This window comes from Aquirufa lenticrescens (assembly GCF_019916085.1).
Classification (GTDB): domain Bacteria; phylum Bacteroidota; class Bacteroidia; order Cytophagales; family Spirosomataceae; genus Aquirufa; species Aquirufa lenticrescens.
This window is the reverse complement of record NZ_CP049834.1, coordinates 356,406-380,238: the sequence shown is the minus strand read 5'-3', so window position 1 is coordinate 380,238 and position 23,833 is coordinate 356,406. Positions and strand designations below refer to the sequence as shown.

Annotated in this window: 22 protein-coding genes; 6 read left to right on the top strand and 16 right to left on the bottom strand. The window is 44.1% G+C overall.

The genetic code is table 11. The features are described from left to right. Positions 1–64 precede the first annotated feature (64 nt). On the top strand, positions 65–610 hold the full coding sequence (locus G9X62_RS01790) for a DUF6580 family putative transport protein (RefSeq protein WP_223131107.1): 546 nt from the start codon (positions 65–67) through the stop codon (positions 608–610). A 65-nt stretch (positions 611–675) separates the two neighbouring features. Here G9X62_RS01790 and G9X62_RS01785 read toward each other — a convergent pair whose 3' ends face one another. From G9X62_RS01785 to rsmH, 7 genes are read right to left on the bottom strand one after another with little or no spacing between them, the layout of a single operon-like run. Next, the gene (locus G9X62_RS01785) at positions 676–1,950 is read right to left on the bottom strand and encodes a metal-dependent hydrolase family protein (protein WP_223131106.1); all 1,275 of its coding nucleotides are present in this window, start codon (positions 1,948–1,950) and stop codon (positions 676–678) included. Beyond that, positions 1,947–3,185, bottom strand: coding sequence for a 3-phosphoshikimate 1-carboxyvinyltransferase (locus G9X62_RS01780; RefSeq protein WP_223131105.1), 1,239 nt, complete (start codon positions 3,183–3,185; stop codon positions 1,947–1,949). The genes G9X62_RS01785 and G9X62_RS01780 overlap by 4 nt, the downstream gene beginning before the upstream one ends. A 13-nt stretch (positions 3,186–3,198) precedes the next feature. Continuing rightward, positions 3,199–4,383 carry a phospho-N-acetylmuramoyl-pentapeptide-transferase gene (gene mraY / locus G9X62_RS01775; RefSeq protein ID WP_223131104.1) on the bottom strand — a complete coding sequence of 395 codons (1,185 nt, stop codon included), beginning with the start codon at positions 4,381–4,383 and terminating at the stop codon, positions 3,199–3,201. Between the two features lie 51 nt (positions 4,384–4,434). Beyond that, on the bottom strand, positions 4,435–5,853 hold the full coding sequence (locus tag G9X62_RS01770) for a UDP-N-acetylmuramoyl-L-alanyl-D-glutamate--2,6-diaminopimelate ligase (RefSeq protein WP_223131103.1): 1,419 nt from the start codon (positions 5,851–5,853) through the stop codon (positions 4,435–4,437). A 1-nt stretch (position 5,854) separates the two neighbouring features. Then, positions 5,855–8,005, bottom strand: coding sequence for a penicillin-binding protein (locus G9X62_RS01765; RefSeq protein ID WP_223131102.1), 2,151 nt, complete (start codon positions 8,003–8,005; stop codon positions 5,855–5,857). Beyond that, positions 8,005–8,388 (bottom strand): FtsL-like putative cell division protein, encoded by a 384-nt coding sequence (locus G9X62_RS01760; protein ID WP_223131101.1) that lies wholly within the window; start codon positions 8,386–8,388, stop codon positions 8,005–8,007. The genes G9X62_RS01765 and G9X62_RS01760 overlap by 1 nt, the downstream gene beginning before the upstream one ends. A 1-nt stretch (position 8,389) precedes the next feature. Next, on the bottom strand, positions 8,390–9,304 hold the full coding sequence (gene rsmH / locus G9X62_RS01755; protein ID WP_223131100.1) for a 16S rRNA (cytosine(1402)-N(4))-methyltransferase RsmH: 915 nt from the start codon (positions 9,302–9,304) through the stop codon (positions 8,390–8,392). A 127-nt stretch (positions 9,305–9,431) separates the two neighbouring features. On the opposite strand from rsmH, the gene G9X62_RS01750 reads away from it, so the two are divergent. Further along, positions 9,432–10,649 carry a peroxiredoxin family protein gene (locus G9X62_RS01750; protein WP_223131099.1) on the top strand — a complete coding sequence of 406 codons (1,218 nt, stop codon included), beginning with the start codon at positions 9,432–9,434 and terminating at the stop codon, positions 10,647–10,649. Beyond that, complete coding sequence (locus tag G9X62_RS01745; RefSeq protein WP_223131098.1) at positions 10,649–11,320, top strand: phosphatase PAP2 family protein; 672 nt, start codon at positions 10,649–10,651, stop codon at positions 11,318–11,320. The genes G9X62_RS01750 and G9X62_RS01745 overlap by 1 nt, the downstream gene beginning before the upstream one ends. Here G9X62_RS01745 and nhaD read toward each other — a convergent pair. The 3 genes from nhaD to G9X62_RS01730 all read right to left on the bottom strand — a co-directional run bounded on the left by nhaD (position 11,317) and on the right by G9X62_RS01730 (position 15,695). Continuing rightward, complete coding sequence (gene nhaD, locus G9X62_RS01740; RefSeq protein WP_223131097.1) at positions 11,317–12,570, bottom strand: sodium:proton antiporter NhaD; 1,254 nt, start codon at positions 12,568–12,570, stop codon at positions 11,317–11,319. The two genes, G9X62_RS01745 and nhaD, sit on opposite strands and share 4 nt — an antisense overlap. 1 nt (position 12,571) lies before the next feature. Beyond that, positions 12,572–13,774, bottom strand: a complete 1,203-nt coding sequence (locus G9X62_RS01735; protein ID WP_223131096.1) for a pyridoxal phosphate-dependent aminotransferase — start codon at positions 13,772–13,774, stop codon at positions 12,572–12,574. Between the two features lie 85 nt (positions 13,775–13,859). Beyond that, complete coding sequence (locus G9X62_RS01730; RefSeq protein WP_223131095.1) at positions 13,860–15,695, bottom strand: ABC transporter ATP-binding protein; 1,836 nt, start codon at positions 15,693–15,695, stop codon at positions 13,860–13,862. A 58-nt stretch (positions 15,696–15,753) separates the two neighbouring features. On the opposite strand from G9X62_RS01730, the gene G9X62_RS01725 reads away from it, so the two are divergent. Next, a complete protein-coding gene (locus tag G9X62_RS01725; RefSeq protein ID WP_223131094.1) occupies positions 15,754–16,659 on the top strand; it encodes a glycosyltransferase in 906 nt (301 codons plus the stop codon). A gap of 3 nt (positions 16,660–16,662) precedes the next feature. Here G9X62_RS01725 and G9X62_RS01720 read toward each other — a convergent pair whose 3' ends face one another. Genes G9X62_RS01720 through G9X62_RS01705 form a run of 4 tightly spaced genes read right to left on the bottom strand, consistent with a single transcriptional unit; the run spans position 16,663 to position 19,421 of the window. Further along, entirely contained in the window at positions 16,663–17,553 is an 891-nt protein-coding gene (locus G9X62_RS01720) for a glycosyltransferase family 2 protein (protein ID WP_223131093.1), read from the bottom strand. Next, a complete protein-coding gene (locus G9X62_RS01715) occupies positions 17,553–18,428 on the bottom strand; it encodes a glycosyltransferase family 2 protein (protein ID WP_223131092.1) in 876 nt (291 codons plus the stop codon). The genes G9X62_RS01720 and G9X62_RS01715 overlap by 1 nt, the downstream gene beginning before the upstream one ends. Then, positions 18,425–18,904, bottom strand: a complete 480-nt coding sequence (locus G9X62_RS01710) for an NADH-quinone oxidoreductase subunit C (protein ID WP_223131091.1) — start codon at positions 18,902–18,904, stop codon at positions 18,425–18,427. The genes G9X62_RS01715 and G9X62_RS01710 overlap by 4 nt, the downstream gene beginning before the upstream one ends. 1 nt (position 18,905) lies before the next feature. After that, positions 18,906–19,421, bottom strand: a complete 516-nt coding sequence (locus G9X62_RS01705) for an NADH-quinone oxidoreductase subunit B (protein WP_130922779.1) — start codon at positions 19,419–19,421, stop codon at positions 18,906–18,908. 61 nt (positions 19,422–19,482) lie between these two features. Here G9X62_RS01705 and recG point away from each other — a divergent pair, with 61 nt between their 5' ends. Continuing rightward, positions 19,483–21,582 carry an ATP-dependent DNA helicase RecG gene (recG, locus tag G9X62_RS01700; protein WP_223131090.1) on the top strand — a complete coding sequence of 700 codons (2,100 nt, stop codon included), beginning with the start codon at positions 19,483–19,485 and terminating at the stop codon, positions 21,580–21,582. Here recG and G9X62_RS01695 read toward each other — a convergent pair. Further along, positions 21,579–22,142, bottom strand: coding sequence for a YqgE/AlgH family protein (locus tag G9X62_RS01695; protein WP_130894883.1), 564 nt, complete (start codon positions 22,140–22,142; stop codon positions 21,579–21,581). The genes recG and G9X62_RS01695 overlap by 4 nt on opposite strands. Positions 22,143–22,172: 30 nt before the next feature. Between G9X62_RS01695 and folK the strand changes: the two genes are divergently transcribed. Further along, positions 22,173–22,658 (top strand): 2-amino-4-hydroxy-6-hydroxymethyldihydropteridine diphosphokinase, encoded by a 486-nt coding sequence (folK, locus tag G9X62_RS01690; RefSeq protein WP_223131089.1) that lies wholly within the window; start codon positions 22,173–22,175, stop codon positions 22,656–22,658. On the opposite strand, the gene bshA is transcribed toward folK, so the two are convergent. Continuing rightward, on the bottom strand, positions 22,642–23,793 hold the full coding sequence (gene bshA / locus G9X62_RS01685) for an N-acetyl-alpha-D-glucosaminyl L-malate synthase BshA (protein ID WP_223131088.1): 1,152 nt from the start codon (positions 23,791–23,793) through the stop codon (positions 22,642–22,644). The genes folK and bshA overlap by 17 nt on opposite strands. Positions 23,794–23,833 lie beyond the last annotated feature (40 nt).

Genomic DNA, 23,833 nt, shown 5'->3' with positions numbered 1-23,833 from the left:
TTTACCTTTGGAAATTATTTAGACCTCGAGAAAAAATATTCTTGTGGGAATCCGATTTTAGATCATGACAAAAAGAAATACCACGATTATCGCTTTTATCTTACTTGCCATCGCAAGTCGTTTGTTGATTTTAGCCGGACCAGGTTGGGCTAACTTCTCTCCAATAGCTTCTATGGCACTTTTTGTAGGCGCCTATTTGCAAAATCGCAAACAAGCAGTGGCTTGGACTTTATTAGCGGTTTGGGGATCGAATTTGATCTTAAACAACACTTTATATGACGCCTTTTTCCCAGGTTTCTCTTTTGGATTTGATGGCTATCATATGCTTACCTTCGCTTTAATCGCTTTATTAGGCCAAAACGCAACCGCAAGCGCCTCTCGTTTTGTAGGTACGAATGTGGTAGCTGTAATTGGATTCTTCCTTATTTCAAATTTCAATTCATTTGTTTCACCAGACCATACGTATACAAGAGATTTCGCAGGATTAGTAAACTGCTACGCGGCAGGTATTCCTTTCTTAAAGAATACGATTGCAAGTCAATTCCTATTCTCAGGATTGTTCTTCGGAGCATTTGAAGCATTGAAAAAACAAGTTCCAGCTTTACGCTAGAACTTTAAACATAAAAAAAGGGTCGACTTGCAGATGCGAGCCGACCCTTTTTTATGTAGTCATTTCTAGTTTTTGTAGACCTTTCCGTCTTTCATCACAAAGTTCACCTTCGTCATCAATTTAACGTCAGCAACTGGATCTCCAGGAACGGCAATAATATCTGCTGCCTTTCCTACTTCAATAGATCCGATCAAGTCGCTTTGGCCTAGTAAATCTGCTGCATTAACTGTCGCTGATTTAATGGCTTCTAAAACAGGCATTCCAGCTTCATTCATTAAGATGAATTCGTTGCCATTTTTTCCGTGACCAAAAACTCCAGCATCCGTACCAAAGGCAATCTTCACCCCTGCCTTATACGCTTTGCCAAAAGTTCCTTGAATGATTGGCCCAATCGCAGCTGCTTTCTTAGCTACCATTTCTGGGTAATAGTTCGGGATTTTAGAGGAATCCGCTACAGAACGACCCGCAATAACAGTAGGTACGTAATAGGTTCCCATCTTTTTCATCAATTCCATCACCTCTTCATCCATATAGGTTCCGTGTTCGATCGAAGAAACGCCACCCAAAACGGCACGCTTCATTCCTTCTTTACCGTGTGCATGAGCAGCCACTTTAAAACCATAGTCTTTCGCTGTTTGAACGATGGCACGCACTTCTTCATCGGTGAATTGAGCACCTGAACCATCTTTGGCATAACTTAAAACACCGCCCGTAGCCGTAATTTTAATCAAATCTGAACCTTCTTTATAACGTTGACGCACTGCTTTCGCCGCATCCGCAACGCCATTTACGACCCCATCTTCAGGACCTAAATCCTTTTTAAAGGCTTCATTAATCCCGTTCGTATCATCCGCATGTCCACCGGTTGTCCCTATCGTAACACCTGCCGTAAAAATGCGTGGACCTTCCACCACACCTTTATTGATCGCATTGCGCAGACTGATCACCACATGGGTGCCGCCTAAATCACGGACCGTCGTAAATCCAGCCATTAAATTCTTCTTCGCATAGCCTAAAGCTTGGTAAGCTACATCCCCTGGGTTTTTCACAAAGCGATCTAAATACGCCCCTGGATTCGTTTCCGACTCCAAGTGTACGTGTGAATCGATCAATCCCGGCATCACCGTTCTATCTTTTAAATTAATGACCACATCGCCTTTCGCCGGGCTCAAAAATCCTTCCGAAACAGCCACAATTTTCTTTCCTTCCACCACAATCGAACGGTTTTTTAAGACCGTTTGCGTTTTCACGTCGATGAGTGAGCCACAATGTAAAATGGTTTTTTGGGCAAAACCAGCGAAAGCCAATAGGCTTAAGCCGAGCGTTAATACTTTTTTCATAGTGAAGAGGTTAATAAGGTTGAAACGTGTTTCCAGAAACTAGGGTAGCTTTTATTCACGACCGAAGGATCTAATAAGGTAATTTCTTTTTGCATGGCCACTGGCGCAAAGGCCATCGCCATCCGGTGATCGTCATAGGTTTCGATAGGCTCGATAGCAGCAACAGCCGAAAAATTCCCCGTCACTTCGTACAGGTGATTCGCTTCTTTCTCCACTAAACTCGCCCCTAATTTCTTTAATTCATTCTGCAGAGCTAACACTCGATCTGTTTCCTTCACTTTTAAGGATTCCAACCCCGTAAGAGTCAATGGAATGTGCTGAACAGCAGCTACAACACAAATGGTTTGTGCCAAATCTGGGCAATCAGTGAAGTCCCAGGCGAGGGAAGTTTGCGCTGGGATTTTGGTCAATAAATAACCACGACCCGTATAGGTACTTTTCACCCCTAACGGCTCCATAATAGCCTTAATTGCCGAATCGCCTTGCAAAGAATCTTCTTTTAGGCCTAACAGCTCCAATGAACTATCTTCAAATGGGGACAAAGCCACCATGGAATACCAATAGCTGGCTCCGGACCAATCGGACTCTACAGCGAAAGGCTGTAATGTGTATTTTTGGGCAGGGATCTCAATGCTTCCTTTGGACCAATCCGTATTCGCCTGAATCCCAAAATGCTTCATCTGCGCCAAGGTCATCTCGATATATGGCTTAGACCCTAACGCACCCGTGATTTGCAATTTTAATCCTTCTGGTAATAGAGGAGCGACCATCAAAATCGCAGAAATAAACTGCGAACTTACATCGCCACGGATGGAAATTTCTTTATTCCCTTGGAATGAAAAACCATTTAATTGCATTGGAGGATAACCCTCTTGGTTCAAATAGGTGATATCTGCCCCCAAGGTGCGTAATGCATCTACTAAAATTCCAATCGGCCGCTCGCACATGCGAGGTGTTCCCGTCATTTTTTTTGTCGCACCTGTTACCGCATAATAAGCAGTCAAAAAACGCATCGTTGTTCCCGCGTCTAACACATCAGCCTCCGGACCATTCTCCGATAACAAGCGAATCATGGTTTGCGTATCACGCGCCTCCGCTAGATTGGAAAGATTATCAATCGTTCCATTGGCTAAAGCATTGATCACTAAAGCCCGATTGCTCTCTGATTTAGAAGCAGGCAAAGGGATAATTTCTGAAAAAGACGACGAACGTGGAAATAAAGTAATTTGACTCAAAACAGGTTTGCGATTAACGCAATTTTAAAGTGACTAATGATAAAACGGCTAAGATGATTCCCACGATTAAGAAACGAATAACAATCTTCGATTCATGGTAATTTTTCTTTTGAAAATGGTGATGCAAAGGCGACATCAAAAAGACGCGGCGCCCCTCCCCATACTTGCGTTTCGTATATTTAAAATAGGCCACCTGAATGATGACGGATAAATTCTCGATTAAGAAAATGCCACATAAAACGGGAATCAGCATCTCCTTGCGGATCACAATTGCTAAAGTAGCGATAACTCCACCTAGCATTAAACTACCTGTATCGCCCATAAATACCTGAGCCGGATACGCGTTATACCAAAGGAAACCAATACAAGCTCCTACGAAGGCCGCACAAAAGACGGCGAGCTCTCCAGAATTTGGAATAAACATTACATTCAAATATTGGGAAATCACCTTGTTACCAGATACATAAGCTAAGATGGCCAAAGCAATACCGATAATCACCGACGTTCCTGCCGCTAAGCCATCAATTCCATCTGTGATATTGGCTCCGTTAGACACCGCCGTAATAATGAAAATCACGACTAACACGTATACGACCCATACATATTCGTCTGGAATGAAGCTAGGCAATAGCATATTGTAATCGAACTGGTTATCCTTCATGAAAGGAACCGTCGTCAAAAGCGATTTATGATCCACAAAGGTTCCGTCCGCCGCAAATTCACGCACTTTTATATGCTGGTTAAAATACATCGTCAGACCCACGATGATTCCAAGGCCGATTTGGCCAACCACCTTAAATTTACCCGATAAACCTTCTTTGTTTTTCTTGAATACTTTGATGTAATCATCTGCAAAACCCACCGCGCCTAACCAAATAGCCGAAGTGACTAATAGAACAATGTACACGTTCGTCACCTTCGAAAAAAGTAGGGTAGGGATCAATAATGACAACAAAATAATAAAGCCTCCCATGGTAGGAGTGCCTTTTTTCGCCATTTGGCCTTCTAAACCTAAATCTCGAATTTCCTCTCCAATTTGCAGTCTTTGCAAACGGTAGATCACCGACTTACCCCAAATCGCTGCAATACCTAAAGACGTAATGATTGCCGCAAATGCACGGAACGTAATGTATTGAAACACGCCGGCTCCCGGAATATTCAAGGTCTTGTCTAAGTATTCGAAGAGGTAATAAAGCATCTAAATGGGATTTAATTTATAAAATTGCAAAAAATCGAGGGGAATTCAAACTTAGCTAAATGCCTCCCCTAGCACTAATTTATCGTCAAAGTCGTGTTTAACGCCTTGTATTTCTTGGTAATTTTCATGGCCTTTTCCTGCCACTAAAATAATGTCTCCCGCAGCAGCTAATTCCCTTACCGCATAAAAAATGCCTTCTTTGCGATCCGAAACGCGATGTACTTTGGATTTTAATTCAGCCGGGACTCCAGCTTCCATTTGATCCAAAATCAATTCCGGATCTTCCTTGCGTGGATTATCCGAAGTCAATACCACGGAATCACTGTATTTAGCCGCTAATTCAGCCATTATCGGGCGTTTCCCTGTATCTCGATTTCCACCACAGCCCACTACTGTAATAATGCGTTGTGATTTATCTCGAATCGTTTGAATCGTCTTTAGCACATTTTCCAAAGCATCCGGCGTGTGCGCATAATCCACGATTCCCATCTTGTTATTGGATCCAGCTAATTGCTCGAATCGACCCGGAGCCGTTTTGAGGGCCGAAATCTGCACTAATACTTCATGTGATTCCTCGCCTAATAAAAGCGCCGCTGCGTATATTCCCAACAAATTGTAGGCATTGAAAGTACCAATCAATTGCGCATGTACTTGCTGGTGATCAATCTCTAATTGCAAACCGCCTACGCCGTTGCTAATAATCTTCGCCTTAAAGTCTGCCGCATTCAATAAGCCGAAGCCGTATTTCTTTGCCGCCGTGTTCTGCAACATCACCATTCCGCGTTTGTCATCCACGTTTGTTAACGCGAAAGCAGATGAGGGAAGGGCGTCGAAGAAACCTTTTTTGGCCTTAATGTATTCATCAAATGTCTCATGAAAGTCCAAGTGATCACGGGTTATATTTGAGAAAATAGCACCGGAAAATTGGACCGCGTGAATGCGCTTTTGTACCACCGCATGGGAACTCACCTCCATAAAAGCGTGACTGCAACCCGCCGCAACCATATCGGCTAACAAGGCATTCAAGCTCAACGCGTCAGGGGTGGTATGGGTCGAAGGAATAATTTTATCTTCAATCTTATTCACTACCGTCGAAATCAATCCGCAGCGATGACCCAGGCGCTTGAACAATTCAAATAGCAGGGTTACCGTGGTTGTTTTCCCATTAGTACCTGTTATCCCCACTAATTTCAGTTTCTTGGAAGGATGGCCATAAAATTCTGCCGCAGCCTCCGCTAAAGCTTGATTCGAATCTGGCACCTGGACACAAGTCACATCGGCTGGAAGTTCAGTCGGAACCTTTTCTACCACCCAGTGCTTACAACCTTGGGCATATACTTGCGACAAAAACGAATGCCCATCTACCTGCGTTCCAGGTATGGCAAAAAAGACCGAACCTGCGTCTGCCTTACGAGAGTCAAAGCACAAATGCTGAATATCCGTTTCTGGAAATAAGGTAATTTGTGCCATCTTAATGCAATTGAATGAAGACTAAACTATTTTTTGCAGCAGCTGATCCAGCCGGAATCGATTGGTTCGTCACCGTCCCAAAACCATTCGCCCGCACTTTTAATCCTTTATTTTCTAATGCAAATAAGGCATCACGCAAATTCATGCCTACTACATTAGGAACTGTTTTAGGAGCCATTGTAATGGCCTGATTTCTAACCGTCTTCTTCTCTAAATTAAAATTCAACCACTGCCCGTTTTCTTCCACTTTAGGCAATCCTAAATGAGAGAATAAAATATTTTGATCTGCTGGGTGAATAGTATGTGCTAACTTGTTTTTATTCAATGAATCAGGTAAATAACCACGCAGCGTTTGCTGTAATTTCATATCGCGCAAATAGATGCGATCCGAAATTTCTTTAAACACCGGAGCGGTAACCTGACGGGCATAGGTGCCTTCAGCGCTACCTTTCGGTTCATCAACCGCAATAATCATGGTGTATTTTGGATTTTTGACAGGGAAATAACCCGCAAAAGTCGTGTAATAATTTCCCTTACGGTAGCCTTTAGCCCCCGTTACGGTACGTTGGGCTGTACCCGTTTTGCCGGCAATACCATAGACAGAACCTTTGATGTTATTCGCGGTTCCTTTGGTCACTACCCCCTCTAACATAATTTTCAGTTTCTGTAAAGTCTCTGGTGAGCACAATGGCTTCGAATCACGCACCTGTGAAGCCATATAATCCGTCACCACTTCATCCCCACGCGTTGCCTTACTTACAATAATGGGCTGTATCCAGTAACCATTATTCGCGATAGCGTTGTAGAAAGCCAAAATTTGCAAAGGCGTATACTGCGTCGAATATCCTACAGACGACCATAATAATTGTAATCCATCCCATTTAGAAGGCACCGGGAAGACCGGTTTTCTACTCGGTTTTAATTGAAAATCGAGCGATTCAATTAAATGGTATTTCTTCAAATAATTGTAAAACTTCTCGTTATTCGTTGTCCCAAAAGCCTCCTGAACTAATTTCATCGTTCCCACATTGGAAGAGCTTTCAATCACTTGCTCTAAAGATATGGTCCCTAGTGGATGAGAATCTGACATCACGCCATTGTAAAGACGAAACTTACCGTCACCGGTATTGACCATCTTCGTCAATGGATAGTTTTTCTCTTCCAACACCGCCATAATCGAAGGCAATTTAAAAACGGAACCTGGATCACGCGCCTCTAGTAAAGCGTAATTATAGGTTTCTGAATAGCCTGTGGGCGAAAGTGGATTAGCCGCAATGTTCGACAAGGCTTTAATTTTACCCGTTTTGGTCTCCATTACAATCGCCACCGCATAATTACCTTTAAAGATTTTCATCCCATTTAGTAGAGCAGATTCCACAATCTCTTGAATATTAATGTCCAAAGTCGAGTGCAAATCCACCCCTGCTACCGGTAACTTAGGCTCATCGCCCGGCTCCGGACGCCAGGTATTATTATCCATTTTCTCATACATCCCCTCTCCAAACTCTCCGCGCAACTCTTTATCAAAACTATTCTCAATACCCACACGTCCCTTATCTCGTAGATCCTTCAAATACCCCACAGTACGATAAGCCATTTGGCCAAAAGGTGCATAACGCACATTAATCTTATCAAAAACGACTCCCGATTGATTCGACGTTTTAGCATCCTTAAACAAAGGGAAACTCAATACTTTTTTCTTTTCTTGGAAGTCTAACAAGCGATTATTCAATAGCAAATAGGTCCGACCACTGCGTCTGGCTGCCGCAATCTTCTCCTTGTATTCTTCCGCCGTGCGATCCTTAAAGAAGTTAGATAACGCCGCCGCTAAGCCATCAATATGTTGTTTATAGAATTCATCTGCCTTCGCATTCCCCGTTAAAACAGAGGGATCCATCCCTAAGCGGTATTTAGGTAAAGTGGTAGAAAGCAAACTTCCATCATCCGAATAGATATTACCACGCGTAGCTTCGATCTTCCGTTTTTTCACATAAGTCGCCATCGCTTCTGAACGAAACTTAGGCCCTTTCAGCACCACTACTTTATACAAACTGAACAGTAGGTACAAGAATACAGCCAAAATGATGATAAAAAACGTGTAAAAACGTCTCGTAATTAAGCCCCGAATATTAGGTCTTTTCTCCTTCGCCATTATTGCTCTTTATTGACTTGAATGATGATTTTAGTGGGTGGAAGCGTACTCACCCCGATTTGATAACGCTTTAATGTCTCTTCCAAATTCGTTTGCTTGCTCACCTTCATATATTCCGCTTTTTGTGTCGTATAATCAGCGCGATCTTCCTCTAAAGCACTTTTTTCTTTCTGAATTTGGTGCAACTTACCGTCAGCCAGCATCGAATAATAAATATTGATAAGGGTCAAAAAAGCCACAAAGGCGATGCGCTTTACCCACATCACCGGCAATTCGCCTCCCGTGAAATAATCGATATTGAAAATGGAATCGAAAATCCCTTCCTTCTTGGGCGAAGAGATTCGCTTAGGACCTGCTTCTGTCGGTTCGATGGGTGTTGCCATATTATAATTTAGACGCTATTCTTAATTTCGCACTACGGGAGCGCGGGTTCAATTTCAATTCTTCTTCTGAGGCCGTAATCGGCTTACGAATCACAGACTCGAGCGGGCGATGCACTACCCCAAACAAATCTTTATCCTCTTTCCCCTGCACATTTCCTGCCTTAATAAAATTCTTTACTAGGCGATCTTCTAACGAATGAAAGGACATAATCACTAGCCTTCCTTCTGGCTTCAAAATCGACGGGGCTTGTGCTAAAAATTCCTCTATAACAGCTAACTCTTGATTCACCTCAATTCGAATCGCTTGAAAGACTTGTGCGAAGTATTTAAACTCCCGGTGTTTAGGAGCTAATTTTTTCAAAATTTCTTTAAATTCTTGCGTAGTTTCTAAGGCTTTTCGGGTACGGACCTGAATGATTGCCTGGGCCAAAGTCCGGGCATTCTTAACCTCCCCATACATCCCTAAAATGCGCTGCAATTCTTCAGCCGAATAACTATTTAATAATTCCGCCGCTGTCATCGAAGCAGATGGACCCATTCGCATGTCTAATGGACCATCAAATCGAATAGAGAAACCACGTTCCGGCGCATCTAATTGAAAAGAAGAGACCCCAAAATCCGCCAAAATCCCATCCACCTGCTTCACGCGATGCAAGCGCAAATACTTCTCTAAGTAGCGAAAATTAGCTGTAATTAGCGTTAAACGCTCATCATCGATCTTCTCTGCCTGCTCCCAAGCATCTGGATCCTGATCAAAGGAGAATAATCTTCCTTCTGGACCTAGCTTGTCTAAAATCGCCTTCGAATGTCCGCCTCCCCCAAAGGTCACATCCACATACGTTCCCGCAGGATCAATGCGTAAACCATCGATGCATTCGTGCAACATGACGGAGGTATGGTAGGTGTTTTCTGGCATAATTTTGGATGAAAACAAAAATACAAATTATCCCTCGCCTACGCCACCAAATTAGGAAATTGTCACGCTTTTTTTTGTGACAAGTTTCGAACCCGTATCTTTGTTCAAACGCCTAGCGAATTTCCTCATGAAAAAGACCTTATTTGCCTTGTTATTTGCCCCATTATTGAGTCTTGCACAAGTGCCTGTTGCTGGAATTTGGCGAGCATCTCTCAGCACTCATGGGGGCGAATTACCCATTCAATTTGAAATAAATCCTGGTTCAAAAGCAGGGAATTTAGATATTAAACTCATTAATGGCGCAGAGAAATCTACGTTAGGGGAATCCTATTTTAGAGCGGATTCATTAGTCGTCCCTTTTGACCTATACGAAGCTGAGCTCGTTTTCCAAGTGACAAAAACGACCGAAATGAAGGGCTACTTCGTTAAAAAAAGAAATGGAAAAACGGCGTATCGACTACCCGTTTCAGCTCTAGCGAGTTCTGAAGACCGCTTTTTGAACCTACTACCAGCTACCGTGAATGTCAGTGGAAAGTGGATGTCAGATTTTTATAGTGATGCGACAAACCACAGCCCAGGTGTAGGCGTTTTTGAACAAAAAGGCAACAAAGTGACCGGCACCTTCCTTCGGACATCTGGCGACTACCGTTTTTTACAAGGAAATGTGAGCGGGGATAGTTTATTTCTAAGCTATTTCGATGGAAGTGGGGTTAACATGTTGCGAGCAAAAGTAAATGGCTCACAATTTACGGGACGATTTACTTCTGGATTGAGTGGAGTTAGGACGGTTGATGGGAAATTAGACCCCGCGGCTGCCTTGCCAGATCTAAAGAAACTAAGCTTTTTGAAACCGGGGTTCGACCGTATCGATTTTAAATTACCCACTACCTCAGGCGAACAAATTAGCTTACAAGATGAGCGTTTTAAAAACAAGGTGGTAGTAATCGAATTAATGGGCTCCTGGTGTCCGAACTGCCTGGATGAATCTCGTTATTTAGCCCCCTTCTATACAAAATACAAAGACAAAGGCGTGGAAGTTATAGGCATTGCTTTTGAGAATTCAGCTGACATCGCGGTTGCAGGGCCTAAAATCAATAATTTCCAAAAGAAAATCGGCATCACCTACCCACTTCTTTTTGCGGGAACGGCAGAGGATAAAACAATCGAGAAAGTTTTACCTATGCTGAGTAAAATGAACGGCTATCCTACTACCTTCATCATTGACAAAAAAGGCATCGTGAGAGAAATTCACACCGGATTCTCGGGTCCCGGAACAGGAAAATATTATGCCGATTGGATCTCCGATTTTGAACATACGATCCAAAGCCTTTTAGCTGAAAAATAATGAGAATCATCGCCCTAATTTGCTTGATTACCTTTTCTGTGCAAGCAGAGAAACCCTCTTTTAAAAAGTGGAAAACGCCCTTAGCGCTAGGGATAGCTAGTGGATTAACTTATAATCCTTTTGCGAAGCAAATTCAAACGAAAATCGTCGGTCAGGGTCATGTCACTCCGTTAGATGACTATATTCAATATGGGCCTGCAGCGATGTATGTGGGCTTAAATATAGCTGAATTTAAGAGTAAGGAAGAGGCTTTTGATCAAGCAGGAGTATTTATCGTAGGTACCGGAATCTATGTGGCAGCAACGCAAGGACTAAAGGCTGCCATCACGGAAGCGCGACCAGATGGCACCGAAAATACCTATCCATCCGGACATACGGCGACTGCGTTTTTTGGGGCAACTATTTTAGCGCATGAGTACCGTGATTCCCATCCTGAATTTGTCATAGCGGGCTATACCTTAGCTACGGCTACTGGAGCATTACGCATCGCAAATAATAAACATTGGGTTACGGATGTATTGATGGGGTCTGCGATTGGAATCGCTTCGGCAGAATTGGCCTATATTTTATACCCGAAAGTTCGTCATCAGTGGCAAAAACTGAATCGTTTTACTTTGACTCCTCAAGTGGCACCAGCGTATTATGGTGCTAGTATGTCGATTGGATTTTAGTGTAATAGCAGATACAAACCGGCCCCAGCGAAATAACCTAGCAAGGCCAGAAAGCCTATTTTTTTTAGGTACCAGCCGAATTCGATTTTCTCCATTCCCATTACTGCCACTCCAGCTGCAGATCCAATAATTAGGATACTGCCACCTGTTCCAGCACAGAAGGCGAGGTATTCCCACATCTCGTGATCCATGGGAAAATCAGTCAGCGAATACATTCCCATCGTAGCTGCCACTAATGGCACATTATCTACGACAGCAGACGCTAAACCAATGATGGTGACGATTAAGTTTTGGTTACCTAATGCGTGCGCTAATTGATCTGAGAGCGCGTGCAAGTAACCAAAAGACTCTAAACCGCCAATTGCTAATAGAATTCCTAGGAAAAAGAGAATACTGGAAGTATCTATTTTGGTCAAGGCATAGCCCACACTTAAATGTTTCTTCGCCTCCTCATCTTTCTCAGAATGCAAGATTTCGGATAAAATCCATACCAAACCTAGGGCCAATAAAATCCCCATATAAGGCGGCAAGTGTGTCAAGGTTTTGAAGATTGGAACACCAATCAAAGAACCTGCGCCAGCGAAAAGCATGATTTTTCCATCGCGTTCTTCTGTCGAACTCAAGGTTACCGACGCTGCTGATTGACCAATTGCTTGGTTTTTCAAGACATAAGAAGCGACAGCTAATGGCACAAGTAAAGCAACCAAAGAAGGCAACAATAAACTTTGAATAATGCCGGTAGCCGAAACTTGACCTCCTATCCATAACATCGTCGTCGTCACATCACCGATAGGCGACCAAGCACCACCTGCATTAGCCGCGATCACAACAATACCCACGAAATACCTCCGGGTTTCTTTATTGCTGATCAACTTACGTAGCAAGGTGACCATCACGATCGCCGTGGTCAAATTGTCTAAAACGGCAGACATAAAAAAGGTGATCAAACCCACTATCCATAGCAGTTTAATCACCTTATCAGTTTTTATCAATCGAGAGACGAAGTAAAAACCCTGGTGGGCATCGACTAATTCCACTAGCGTCATCGCACCTAGCAAGAAGAATAATATCTCCGAAGTAGACGCTAAGTGATGACCTAATTCGGAGGCATCCCCGGTAGAAATCGCATAAATTGTCCAAACAAGTACACCTGTAACTAAGGCTGTAGCCGTTTTATTAATCTTTAAGGGGTGCTCCAATGTAATAGCTAAATACCCTAAAATAAAGACAATAATGGACGCGATTCCCATCTTATTTTAATTTAGCAACGGCAGCTTTAATGCGATCGCAAGCTTCCACTAATTGTTCGTCTGCGGCTGCTGTGGAAATACGCATACAATCGGGTGCTCCGAAACCAGAACCCGCTACCGTAGCGACAAAAGCATCCGCTAATAACCAAGAACAGAAATCGTCTGAATCATTGATTACCGTTGTTCCATCTGTTTTTCCGAAATAGTAAGAAATATCTGGGAACGCATAGAATGCGCCATCAGGCATATTTACCTTGAAACCTGGGATTTCACGTAATTTTTCTACTACTAACTTACGACGGCGATCGTATGCCGCTTTCATTTCGTAAGCGTGGTCTAAGCTACCGTTAAAGGCTACTACTGCCGCTTTTTGAGCGATTGAATTTGTACCTGAAGTCACTTGACCTTGAAGCTTTTCGATACCATCTGCGATCCATTTAGCCGCCGCGATAAATCCAATTCTCCAACCTGTCATCGCGTGACCTTTCGCCACACCGTTCACCGTGATCACGCGTTCCTTGATTTCCGGAATAGATCCGATCGAGAAGTGACCCCCTTGGGTAAAGTTGATGTATTCGTAAATTTCATCAGCTAGGACGTAAATATTTTCATGACGCGCTACCACGTTTGCGATATCACGTAATTCTGATTCTGTGTAAACCGATCCTGTTGGATTGTTAGGAGATGCGAACATCACCATTTTCGTTTTAGGTGTGATGGCAGCTTCGAATTGTTCCGGTGTTACTTTGAAGTTATTTTCAAAAGCACCTTGAACAATTACCGAAGTTCCTTCCGCTAATTTCACCATCTCGGAGTAAGAAACCCAATATGGAGAGAAGATGATCACTTCGTCGCCTGGGTTAATTAAAGCTGCAATCGCGTTTGCTAAAGAGTGTTTTGCGCCAGTACTAACCACGATATTTTCAGAACCCCACTCTAGGTTATTATCACGCTTTAATTTATTAGCGATCGCCATACGCAAGTCTGGATAACCCGCAACTGGCGAATACCCATGAAAACCGTCATCAATTGCCTTTTTCGCTGCCTCACAGATATGAGCTGGTGTTTTAAAATCTGGCTCTCCTACGGAAAGACTGATTACTTTGTGACCTTGAGCTGCTAATTCGCGCGCTTTTTTCGTCATCCCTAAAGTAGAGGATTCTTCTAATGCTTGAATTCTTTGGGCTAATTGTGCTTGTGACATGGTATTTAGAAACGAATATTTGTATATAAAATCGAGTGCAAAATTACTTTTTTGCAGACGGATATGCTAATAAAATTTGCAATAATTAGGCTGATATACCTTGTGCCAAAACCGCGTAGGCCCCTTTCGCGATCTTCATCAATTCTTCGTGAGTCCCACGTTCGATGATTTCGCCTTGTTGAACGACTAAAATTTGGTCAGCGTGTTGAATCGTAGACAAACGGTGCGCAATGACTAAAACCGTGCGATTCTCCATCAAATGACTCAAAGCCTCTTGAACTAACTTCTCAGATTCATTGTCTAAGGCACTGGTGGCCTCATCTAGAATCAAGATAGGAGGATTTTTGAGAACGGCGCGGGCAATGGAGATGCGCTGTCTTTGGCCCCCAGATAATTTAGAGCCTCTATCACCAATTACTGTTTCGTAACCTTCCGGATTTGCCGAAATAAAATCGTGTGCATTCGCAATCTTCGCCGCCGCTTGAACCTCAGCTAAAGTAGCCTCCGTCCCGAAGGCGATGTTATTAAATATCGTATCATTGAACAAGACCGATTCCTGGGTCACAATTCCCATCAAGCCTCTTAAGTCGTCCAAAGGGATGTTTTTCAAAGGGATTCCATCCAAGGTAATGATACCTGACGATGGATCGTAAAAACGCGGTAATAAATCCGCCAGCGTAGACTTCCCTCCGCCGGAAGCACCCACCAGCGCAATGGTCTTTCCTTTGGGAATATCGAAACTTACTTCTTTCAAAACGGAACGCCCTTTCACATATTCAAATCCAACTTTCTGGAAGCTGATTCTATCTGTAAATTCTTCTACTCTCGTAATCGGCTCCTCCGCTACGATTTCAGATTCCGTATCCAAAATTTCAATAATGCGATCTGCCGAAGCAACCCCACGCTGAATGCCACTGAACGCATCCGCAATGGCTTTCGCCGGACGCATCACCTGCGAAAAAGTCGCGATAAAGGCAATAAACGTCGATGCGGACAATTCTCCTTCACCACTAATGACTAAACTACCTCCGTATAATAAGATACCCGTCACGACTAAAACCCCTAAACTCTCTGAGGTGGGGGATGTTAACTCTTGGCGAAAAACCATCTTCAATAAGGAATTGCGATAGCGATCATTTCCCGCTTGGAAACGCGCATCCATCATTTTCTCAGCCCGAAAGGCTTTCACCACCCGCATCGCTCCGAATGTCTCATCCAGTAAACTGATAATTCCACTCAAATGCTGTTGCACCTCCCCTGCGGCGCGGCGTAAACGTCTTGTAATCGTCGCAATCACGGAGCCTGAAAGCGGCAAGATGATCAACGAAAACAAAGTTAGTTTCACTGACATACTCGCCAGAAAAACGAAGAATAAAACCAGCGTAAAAATCTCTTTAAAAGTTGCCGTGAAGGCGCGGCCGATACTATTTTCGACTTCCTGCACGTCCGTGGTTAAACGAGACATCAGGTTACCCTTTTTCTGCTCTGTGAAATAACTAAGATCTAGGCGAATCGCCCGCTCAAAAACCGCTTGACGCAACGAAGCAATCGTGTCTGCTTCGACTGTTTTGAGGACTCTTTGGGAAAAATACCGAAAGAAATTCGATAAAATAACTGAAACCATGATGGCCCCACAAGCATATTTCAGCGCCCCAATCCGTCCAAAATTCTCCAAAGCACCATAGAAATAGTGGTTAAACAAGAATGAGAAATAGGATGGCGTTAGCGAAAAAGCGGGTAAAACTCGGTAAATCTGAATGTTCTCCGGAGCTGATTGGTTGAACAAGACATTCAACAAGGGGATCAGCAAGGTAAAATTAAGAATGCCGAATAAACTCGCTAGCAAGGAAAACCCGAAGTATGGAAATACATACTTGCGGATCGAAACGGCGTAGCTTAATAAGCGAAAATATGTTTTCAATGCGGCTTTTTATCGAAATTTTGGTCAAATTACGACAATTTTCAGAAACAATATCCGAATGTCGCCCTTAATTTCCATTGTGATGGCCACCTATAACGGGGAAAAATACCTCCGGGAACAAGTGGACAGCTTGTTAGCTCAAAGCTATCCATCCTTGGAATTTGTGTTCGTGGACGATGCCTCATCGGATTCTTCTTTAGAGATATTGCGACTCTACGCCTCGCAAGACGAGCGCATTCAATTAGTCGCAAACCCTATAAACCAAGGCTTATTAGCCACTTTCGAAACCGGAATCAGGTCCGCAAAAGGCGAAATGATCGCACTAGCGGATCAGGACGATGTGTGGATGCCGGAAAAAATCAGTTTGTTGGCGAGTGCCATTGGTTCTCATTCGTTGATTTATGCGGATTCTGCTTTAACCGATGCTACAGGCACTGTTACTAGAAAATTCTCCGATAGAAATTATTTGTGCGATTATCCAACAGCTTTGCACTATGTTTTTGGCACCAAAGCGATGGGACACGCAATGCTATTTAAGCGCGAAATCATCGACATCGCCTTGCCTTTTCCTGATTATGTGGGACACGATTATATCCTCGGATTTGCGGGAGCGGCCCTAAACGGCGTTGCCTATTTTCCGCAAACCTTAGTGAATTACCGCCAACACAGCAGCAACACGATGGGGGCTGATTTAAGCAAAGGGAAGAAGAACTATACTACGCGAGAGGAACGGAATGCACGGATTGTAAAACGCCTTAATTTACTAGCTGATCGCTGCCCAGAGGGCGTGGAACGGAAAATTTTGCTCACACTAGCACTGGATTTTGCGTCAACTACAATCGCGGCACGTATACGTAGATTTCTCACCGTCGCAAAACACCACCGAGCAATGTTAGCCTATAAAGGAAAATCTGAATTAGGCAGTTTCCTTTACAGCTTCAAACTCATAATTTCAATTTACTAAAAGCTATTTTCTAAACGGGAGACTTAATCGGTAGTACAGATTTTTCAAATGTACTACAACCGGAATCGGGCGTTGCACTAAAGGCCCATCGAATGTATCCCCACGACGCAGGTAATATTTCGACAAAGTCGACGAGGTCATCCCCCACTTTCTAATAAACTGGTAGTAACCCTTGTTCTGCTTCACACGCTTCACGGAAATGGACCCAAAATGGTAGACTCTACTCCGCGAAATCCCCTTGAACAAGCGAACGCCCGCCTGCCAGCATTTCATAGAAAAATCGGGATCTGAATACATTCCCGGCGTAAATTCATTCGAATAGCCTCCCACTTTATCCCATAGCGACCGGTGCACCACATTAGGCGGCCAAGTCGCACCTTGCCAGTCTGCAAAAGGTAAAGATTCATAGGTTTCAAGTAATCTCGCTTCCTCGAAAGTGGCTAGCGAGCGACCGTAATCGGCCTGAATAGAACAAGCGCTTTGGGCTTTCGGCTCGATGGCCGTGGCCGATAAAAAGAATTCCTTGTGCCCGATGAGTTCAATTTCCTCTTTCAGATACCCATCCCAATTAGGCAGCACATACATATCGTCGTTCAAATACAAGAAGTAATCCGCGCGTGCAAGCTTGACCATCGCGTTCATGGCATAGCAAACGCCCACGTTGATCGGGCTATACGAAAAAGCGATATCTGGTTGTGATTCCACCCATTCTTTGGAACCGTCTTTGGCCTCATTTAAGTGCAAGATGATTTCAAAGGAAGTCGTTGAGTGTTTTCGGATGGCCGCGATGCATAATTGCAAATAGGCCAAATTATTCCAGCTCGGAATGAGGATGGAGAAATAGGGGTTTTTAGGCGCCTGAGATGCCGGGAAAAATTGAATTGACTCTTCCATTATAGCAGGCGGTAATTTTTGTATTCACCCACGCGGTACCCCGTGAGGTCTTCGATCTTCTGCAAAATCTTGCGGCGCAAGGTCATTTTCTTCTCTAATTCAATTGGATCAAAATAGAATGGCCAGTTTGAACGTGCCACTCGGCCCGCCATCACGGCTGGATGCGTGCCTTCAAATCGAAACAAACGTTCCGCATTACCGTAATCAAACTGGTAATCTGCCGGCACATTTTCGGCTAACCAAGCGTCATCGTGGTAGAATTGCGTGAAGTTCCGCACCTTATTGTTCAGGCCTTCGGGCGGTTTTACCCAGCCGTAATGGTTAATATGAGCCGGAATTAATTTCACCTTCAGCTTTTTGCCGTCTTTTCGAAAACCCTGCGCATCCTTATAAGAATGAACACCCGGATGCATTTTTACCACTCTGATTTCTCTTCTATACCAGCGTCGTGACACTGCCACATGGCCATAGGACCCGTAAAAATGTCGGTAATGAAAGAGTAAACCTTCTACGTTTGAATCAGCCAAATTCGCCTCCATCGCTGCTTTCACCACGGGCAAATCCACTTCGTGCACACATTCGTCGCCTTGGATATAGAAAGCCCAATCAATGTCTTTGGAAATTGCCTGAAGCGCTTTATCCGTTTCTAAAGCAAACGTGGCGCCGCCTTCTCGTTTAGAATCATCCCAAACCGTCTCCACGATTTTGATTTTATCCGACGGAATTGATTGAATTAAGGCCAAAGTCTCATCCTCCGACTTCCCTACTGCCACCACGAACTCGTCGCAGATGGGTAAAATAGACGTAATGGCTTCTACGATGGCATAATCGTTCTTCACCGCATTCCGAATAAAGGTAAAGCCGGCTATTTTCATCGATCGTATTTCACTTGAATACCGTGGTATTTCGTTTGCTCTACATAATCTTTGCGCAATGGATGCCCCTCCCAGTCTTCTGGAAGCAATATTCTGCGTAAATCAGGATGATTGGTAAATTGAATGCCAAAGAAATCAAAGGCTTCTCGCTCATGCCAATCTGCTGTTCTCCAGACAGAAGAAACAGAAGAAACCATAGGCTTTTCCCGATCTAAAATCACTCGCAAATGCAACGTAAGATGATTCGGGATTGAATAAAGCGTATAAATAACTTCCATTTTGCCTGCCTCAGGCCCTTGATCGATGGCCGTGATACAAGAAAGGGAATCAAAATAGGTGGCTGGGTTTTTCCAGAGAAAATCGCAAACCGGCAAAATCTGCTCCGCAGGCAAAGTCAATCGACTTAATTCCTCCTCCCACTGGGATTCAAAACCAAATTCTGCTTGCAAAAATGCTTGAATTGCTGCCAGTTCCATCCTATTTGTTTAAGGCTTCTAATATGCGTGTAGGAGCCACAAGGGTCTCCTGACTTATCTTTTGTTGTAACTTAATGATACCTCCTAAAAGTGCTTCAGGACGCGGTGGGCATCCGGGAACATACACGTCTACCGGAATAATTTTGTCCACTCCTTTCACCACATGGTAGCCATGTTCCCAATAGGGACCGCCACAATTCGCACAAGAACCCATCGAAATAACGTATCGCGGTTCTGGCATTTGTTCATAGAGACGACGGATGCGATCTGCCATTTTAAAAGTTACGGTTCCAGCAACAATCATAACGTCGGATTGACGCGGGGAAGGCCGCGGAAACACCCCAAAACGGTCTAAATCATACCCAGAAGCAAAGGCTTGCATCATTTCGATTGCGCAACACGCTAAACCAAAACTCATCGGCCAAAGCGAACTCGCCCTCGCCCAATTAAATAAATCTTCGACATTGCTGAGCACAAAGCCGTCGGATTCAAATTCTTGGTCTAAAAAACTCTTCATGTTTGGGGTAATTTTCGCAATCGTTCTGTAAATATACCTAAATTCACAAAATTTTTCGTGCATGTCGCTTGTACCTTTTTTCGATACTGATTTAGCCAAACTCCGCGGGATGACCCCAGCGAAGCTAACGCTGCTTCAGACCGAGCTAGGGATGTTCACCTACGGTGACCTGATTCAATACTTCCCCTTCCGTTACGAGGACCGCACCGTGGTTCATCCCATCGCCTCCATCACAGACGAAATGGACCATGCGCAGTTTGTGGGCCGGATTCGTTTCAAAGAAAAAATAGGCGCAGGACACCGTCAACGCATTGTTGCACAAGTGTGCGATGCAACGGGGTGCATCGAAATCGTTTGGTTTCAAGGGGTGAAATGGCTGGAAAAATCCCTAAATACCGGAGTAGACTACCTGTTTTATGGCAAGCCTACTAGTTTCAATGGCACGATTCAGATGACCCACCCAGAAATGGAGGTCTACAAAGGAGAACAAGCCTCGGGCAAGTATTTTCAGCCGGTTTATCCTTTGACGGAAAAATTACGCAAGAAATACATCGACAGCAAGGCGATTGCCACACTGCAAAAAAACTTATTAGAAATTGCTTTTCCTTACATTCGGGAGACTTTGCCGGGGGATGTTACCTCTCAGTTTAAGTTAATTTCCAAGCAGGAGGCTTTATACCATATTCATTTACCCCAAAGCGAAACGTGGCTTCACCAAGCCCGGCGCCGCCTGAAATTCGAGGAGTTATTTTATAATCAGTTACGCTTGATCAAGCAGAATTTGATTCGTAAAGTTGCTTTCCCGGGACAGGTTTTTTCTTCCGCGGCGCTATTAACCAAATTTTACCAAGACCATCTACCCTTCGAATTAACCAATGCCCAGAAGCAGGTGATTCGGGAGATTTTCGCGGATATGCGGTCAGGGAAGCAAATGAATCGACTTTTACAGGGGGATGTGGGGTCAGGAAAAACGATTGTGGCTTTTATTTCGATGCTGTTAGCCATTGACAATGGAACGCAGGCCTGTTTGATGGCACCTACGGAGATTTTAGCGGATCAACATTACCAAGGTTTAAAGCAATTTGCGGATTTATTAGGCATCACGATTGCGAAGCTGACCGGCTCCGTCAAGAAGAAAGACCGCGTGGGTTTACACGAAGATTTGCAGTCTGGGAAATTACAGATTTTAGTGGGTACGCACGCTTTATTCGAGGATTCCGTGCAGTTCAAGAATTTGGGAATGTGCATCATCGATGAGCAACACCGGTTCGGGGTAGCGCAGCGGGCGAAGCTTTGGGACAAAAACAAAACGTTCCATCCGCACATTTTAGTCATGACGGCGACGCCGATTCCGAGGACTTTAGCGATGACGCTTTATGGAGATTTAGATATTTCGATAATTAACGAATTACCCGTAGGCCGCAAACCGATTCAGACGACCCACCGCTACGATACGCATCGATTGCAAGTCTTTGCTTTCATCCAAAGCGAACTCAGCAAAGGCCGGCAAATCTATATTGTCTATCCTTTAATTGAAGAATCCGAGAAAATGGACTTCAAGGACTTGATGGATGGCTACGAAAGTATTTCACGGGCTTTCCCAGAGGTACCTTTGGGGATCTTACATGGTAAAATGAAACCCGCTGATAAGGACATCGAGATGGCTCGCTTCGTGAAGAATGGGACCAAAATTATGGTTGCCACCACCGTGATCGAGGTAGGCGTAAACGTGCCTAATGCCTCCATTATGGTGATTGAAAGTGCAGAAAGATTTGGTTTATCGCAATTACACCAGCTCAGAGGTCGCGTAGGTCGAGGAGCGGAACAAAGTTATTGCATCCTAATGACTGGTTTCAAAATCAGCGCAGACACCAAGAAACGCATCGAAACCATGGTGAAAACCAATAACGGGTTCGAAATCGCCGAAGTGGATTTGCAATTGCGCGGTCCGGGCGACATCACGGGAACGCGTCAAAGTGGCGCCATCGATCTCATGATCGCAGACCTCGCGAAAGATGGTGAAATCCTTAAAGTAGCCCGGGAAACAGCCCAAAAAATCTTAGAAGAAGATCCGAACCTCGAAAAATCCGAATACGCGATGATTAGAGAGCAAGTCAGAACCCAGCGCAAAGACACGACTAACTGGGCGCGCATCTCTTAATTCAAATTAGGGTCGTCTGGATAAGTGGAAAGGACTCTGAAATCCCCTCCTTTGGCATGCAAAATCTTCCTCCACAAACGCTCGTGAGGTTCATCAAATACTAATTTATCATTCCCCGGATGTAGAATCCAAGCATTCGAACGTACCTCGCGCTCCAGCTGCCCAGCTCCCCAACCCGAATACCCAATAAAGAATTTGATTTCATCGAATCCGATCTCCCCCGCCACCACCTTGTCAATAGCGACTTCGAAACTTCCTGACCAATAAATACCCGGCCCTATCAAGACGCCATCGGGAATTAAATCAGGTCTGCGGTGCACAAACTGCATAATGGTGGGATCCACCGGACCGCCAGAAAAAAGGGGCACGTCCTCCAGCACCTTTTCATCCACAAAAGAATCAAACACAATTTCTTGCTTATTATTCAAGACTAGCCCAAACGAATGCGCCGTTGTATGCTCACAAAGCAAGATCACCGAGCGGTGAAAGGATGGATCCTCTAAAAAAGGCTCCGCCAGTAAAAGCATCCCAGGCTGTAAATCATCTGCGGTATAACTCATTGCATTGCGCTTTTTTCGTAATTTTAGGGAATGACTCAGCATCTCTTCCTCTCTTTAGGCGGCAATCTAGGAAATACCCGGGAAATTTTCGAGGGAGCCTACCCGCTTATTGAAAAAAAAATAGGAAAAATTTCGGTTTACTCTTCCATTTACCAAACCGAAGCCTGGGGTCCCATCCAGCAATCTGACTTCCTAAACCAAGTAATACTTGTCAGCACCGTGCTAAAACCAGAAGCTTGTTTAACGGAATTACTCGAAATCGAACGGGAGTTTGGTAGAGAACGCAAAGAACGCTGGGGACCGCGAACACTCGACCTTGATATTTTGTATTACGGCGATGTCATCATTGCTGAATCCGATTTAAGCATCCCACATCCTCGGATTGCGCAACGCAAGTTTATCTTGACGCCTTTGGCAGAAATAGCACCTTTATTTGAAGATCCTGCAAGCGGAAAATCAATGATGTCGCTCCTCGAAAACTGCTCGGATAGCAGTCAGGTTAATCGTTTTGTTTAGGAAATTTCCAGCTCTTCGAAGTAATTCTCTCATAATAGCGCTCATACAGAGGAAGAATTTTAACGATATCAAATTCCCTCGCCCGAGCTAAGGCATTCGCCTTCATCTGGTCGTGCAAAATAGGATCAGATAGCATCTTAATGGCATTCGCCGCCATGTCTTTCACATCGCCTATCTCACTCACATAACCCGTTACACCGTGGATATTCACTTCTGGAATACCACCCGCATTCGATGAAATGACAGGCACCTCACAGGCCATAGCCTCTAAAGCTGCCAATCCAAAACTCTCTTTTTCAGAAGTTAGCAAAAACAGATCAGCCAAAGACAAGGCCTCCTCAATCCCATCCATCTTTCCTAAGAAACGCACATCGCATTGGACTTCTAACTCACGGCAAAGTGCTTCGATACCTGAGCGTTCTGGACCGTCGCCAATCAGGACTAATTTAGAAGGAATCTTCTTGCGAACTAAGGCAAAAACACGCACGATGTCTTCGATACGCTTTACTTTTCTAAAGTTCGAAGTATGCATCAAAAGCTTTTCTCCATTAGGACAAAGGGACTTTTTGAAGTGCTCGTGAGGGCGTTTTTGGAAACGCTGTAAATCGATGAAATTAGGTATCACTTCGATGTTACTTAATATTTCAAATTCATCGTAAGTGTCATTCTTTAAACTCTCAGACACCGCCGTTACCCCATCTGACTCGTTAATCGAAAACGTAACCACTGGCTCAAAAGACGGATCACGCCCCACCAAGGTGATATCTGTTCCGTGCAAAGTGGTGATAACCGGTACGTGAATACCTTTGTATTTCAGAATTTGCTTAGCTAAATAGGCAGCCGAAGCATGCGGAATCGCATAATGAACGTGGATTAAATCCAATTTCTCGTTAATCGTCACATCGACCATTTTACTAGCCAAAGCAGACTCATAAGGAAGGTATTCGAATAAAGGATAGGACGCTACGGAAACTTCGTGGTAGAAGATATTTTCAGAAAAAATATCCAGACGAGGGGGTTGCGTGTAGGTGATAAAGTGCACCTGGTGACCCGCTAAGGCCAAAGCTTTACCTAATTCGGTCGCCACCACACCACTTCCGCCATACGTCGGATAACAAACGATCCCTATTTTCATACCTTAAATTTAGCTGAAAGAATGTAAATTTGTCCTAAAC

Excerpts from the sequence above, each read along its gene's own strand:
- nhaD (WP_223131097.1), bottom strand. The coding sequence starts at position 12,570 with ATGGGAATCGCGTCCATTATTGTCTTTATTTTAGGGTATTTAGCTATT.
- G9X62_RS01725 (WP_223131094.1), top strand. The coding sequence starts at position 15,754 with ATGTCGCCCTTAATTTCCATTGTGATGGCCACCTATAACGGGGAAAAA.
- G9X62_RS01785 (WP_223131106.1), bottom strand. The coding sequence starts at position 1,950 with ATGAAAAAAGTATTAACGCTCGGCTTAAGCCTATTGGCTTTCGCTGGT.
- recG (WP_223131090.1), top strand. The coding sequence starts at position 19,483 with ATGTCGCTTGTACCTTTTTTCGATACTGATTTAGCCAAACTCCGCGGG.
- G9X62_RS01750 (WP_223131099.1), top strand. The coding sequence starts at position 9,432 with ATGAAAAAGACCTTATTTGCCTTGTTATTTGCCCCATTATTGAGTCTT.
- mraY (WP_223131104.1), bottom strand. The coding sequence starts at position 4,383 with ATGCTTTATTACCTCTTCGAATACTTAGACAAGACCTTGAATATTCCG.
- G9X62_RS01695 (WP_130894883.1), bottom strand. The coding sequence starts at position 22,142 with ATGAGTTATACCGCAGATGATTTACAGCCTGGGATGCTTTTACTGGCG.
- G9X62_RS01790 (WP_223131107.1), top strand. The coding sequence starts at position 65 with ATGACAAAAAGAAATACCACGATTATCGCTTTTATCTTACTTGCCATC.
- bshA (WP_223131088.1), bottom strand. The coding sequence starts at position 23,793 with ATGAAAATAGGGATCGTTTGTTATCCGACGTATGGCGGAAGTGGTGTG.
- G9X62_RS01760 (WP_223131101.1), bottom strand. The coding sequence starts at position 8,388 with ATGGCAACACCCATCGAACCGACAGAAGCAGGTCCTAAGCGAATCTCT.
- G9X62_RS01720 (WP_223131093.1), bottom strand. The coding sequence starts at position 17,553 with ATGGAAGAGTCAATTCAATTTTTCCCGGCATCTCAGGCGCCTAAAAAC.
- folK (WP_223131089.1), top strand. The coding sequence starts at position 22,173 with ATGACTCAGCATCTCTTCCTCTCTTTAGGCGGCAATCTAGGAAATACC.
- G9X62_RS01735 (WP_223131096.1), bottom strand. The coding sequence starts at position 13,774 with ATGTCACAAGCACAATTAGCCCAAAGAATTCAAGCATTAGAAGAATCC.
- G9X62_RS01770 (WP_223131103.1), bottom strand. The coding sequence starts at position 5,853 with ATGGCACAAATTACCTTATTTCCAGAAACGGATATTCAGCATTTGTGC.
- G9X62_RS01765 (WP_223131102.1), bottom strand. The coding sequence starts at position 8,005 with ATGGCGAAGGAGAAAAGACCTAATATTCGGGGCTTAATTACGAGACGT.
- rsmH (WP_223131100.1), bottom strand. The coding sequence starts at position 9,304 with ATGCCAGAAAACACCTACCATACCTCCGTCATGTTGCACGAATGCATC.
- G9X62_RS01715 (WP_223131092.1), bottom strand. The coding sequence starts at position 18,428 with ATGAAAATAGCCGGCTTTACCTTTATTCGGAATGCGGTGAAGAACGAT.
- G9X62_RS01705 (WP_130922779.1), bottom strand. The coding sequence starts at position 19,421 with ATGAAGAGTTTTTTAGACCAAGAATTTGAATCCGACGGCTTTGTGCTC.
- G9X62_RS01710 (WP_223131091.1), bottom strand. The coding sequence starts at position 18,904 with ATGGAACTGGCAGCAATTCAAGCATTTTTGCAAGCAGAATTTGGTTTT.
- G9X62_RS01745 (WP_223131098.1), top strand. The coding sequence starts at position 10,649 with ATGAGAATCATCGCCCTAATTTGCTTGATTACCTTTTCTGTGCAAGCA.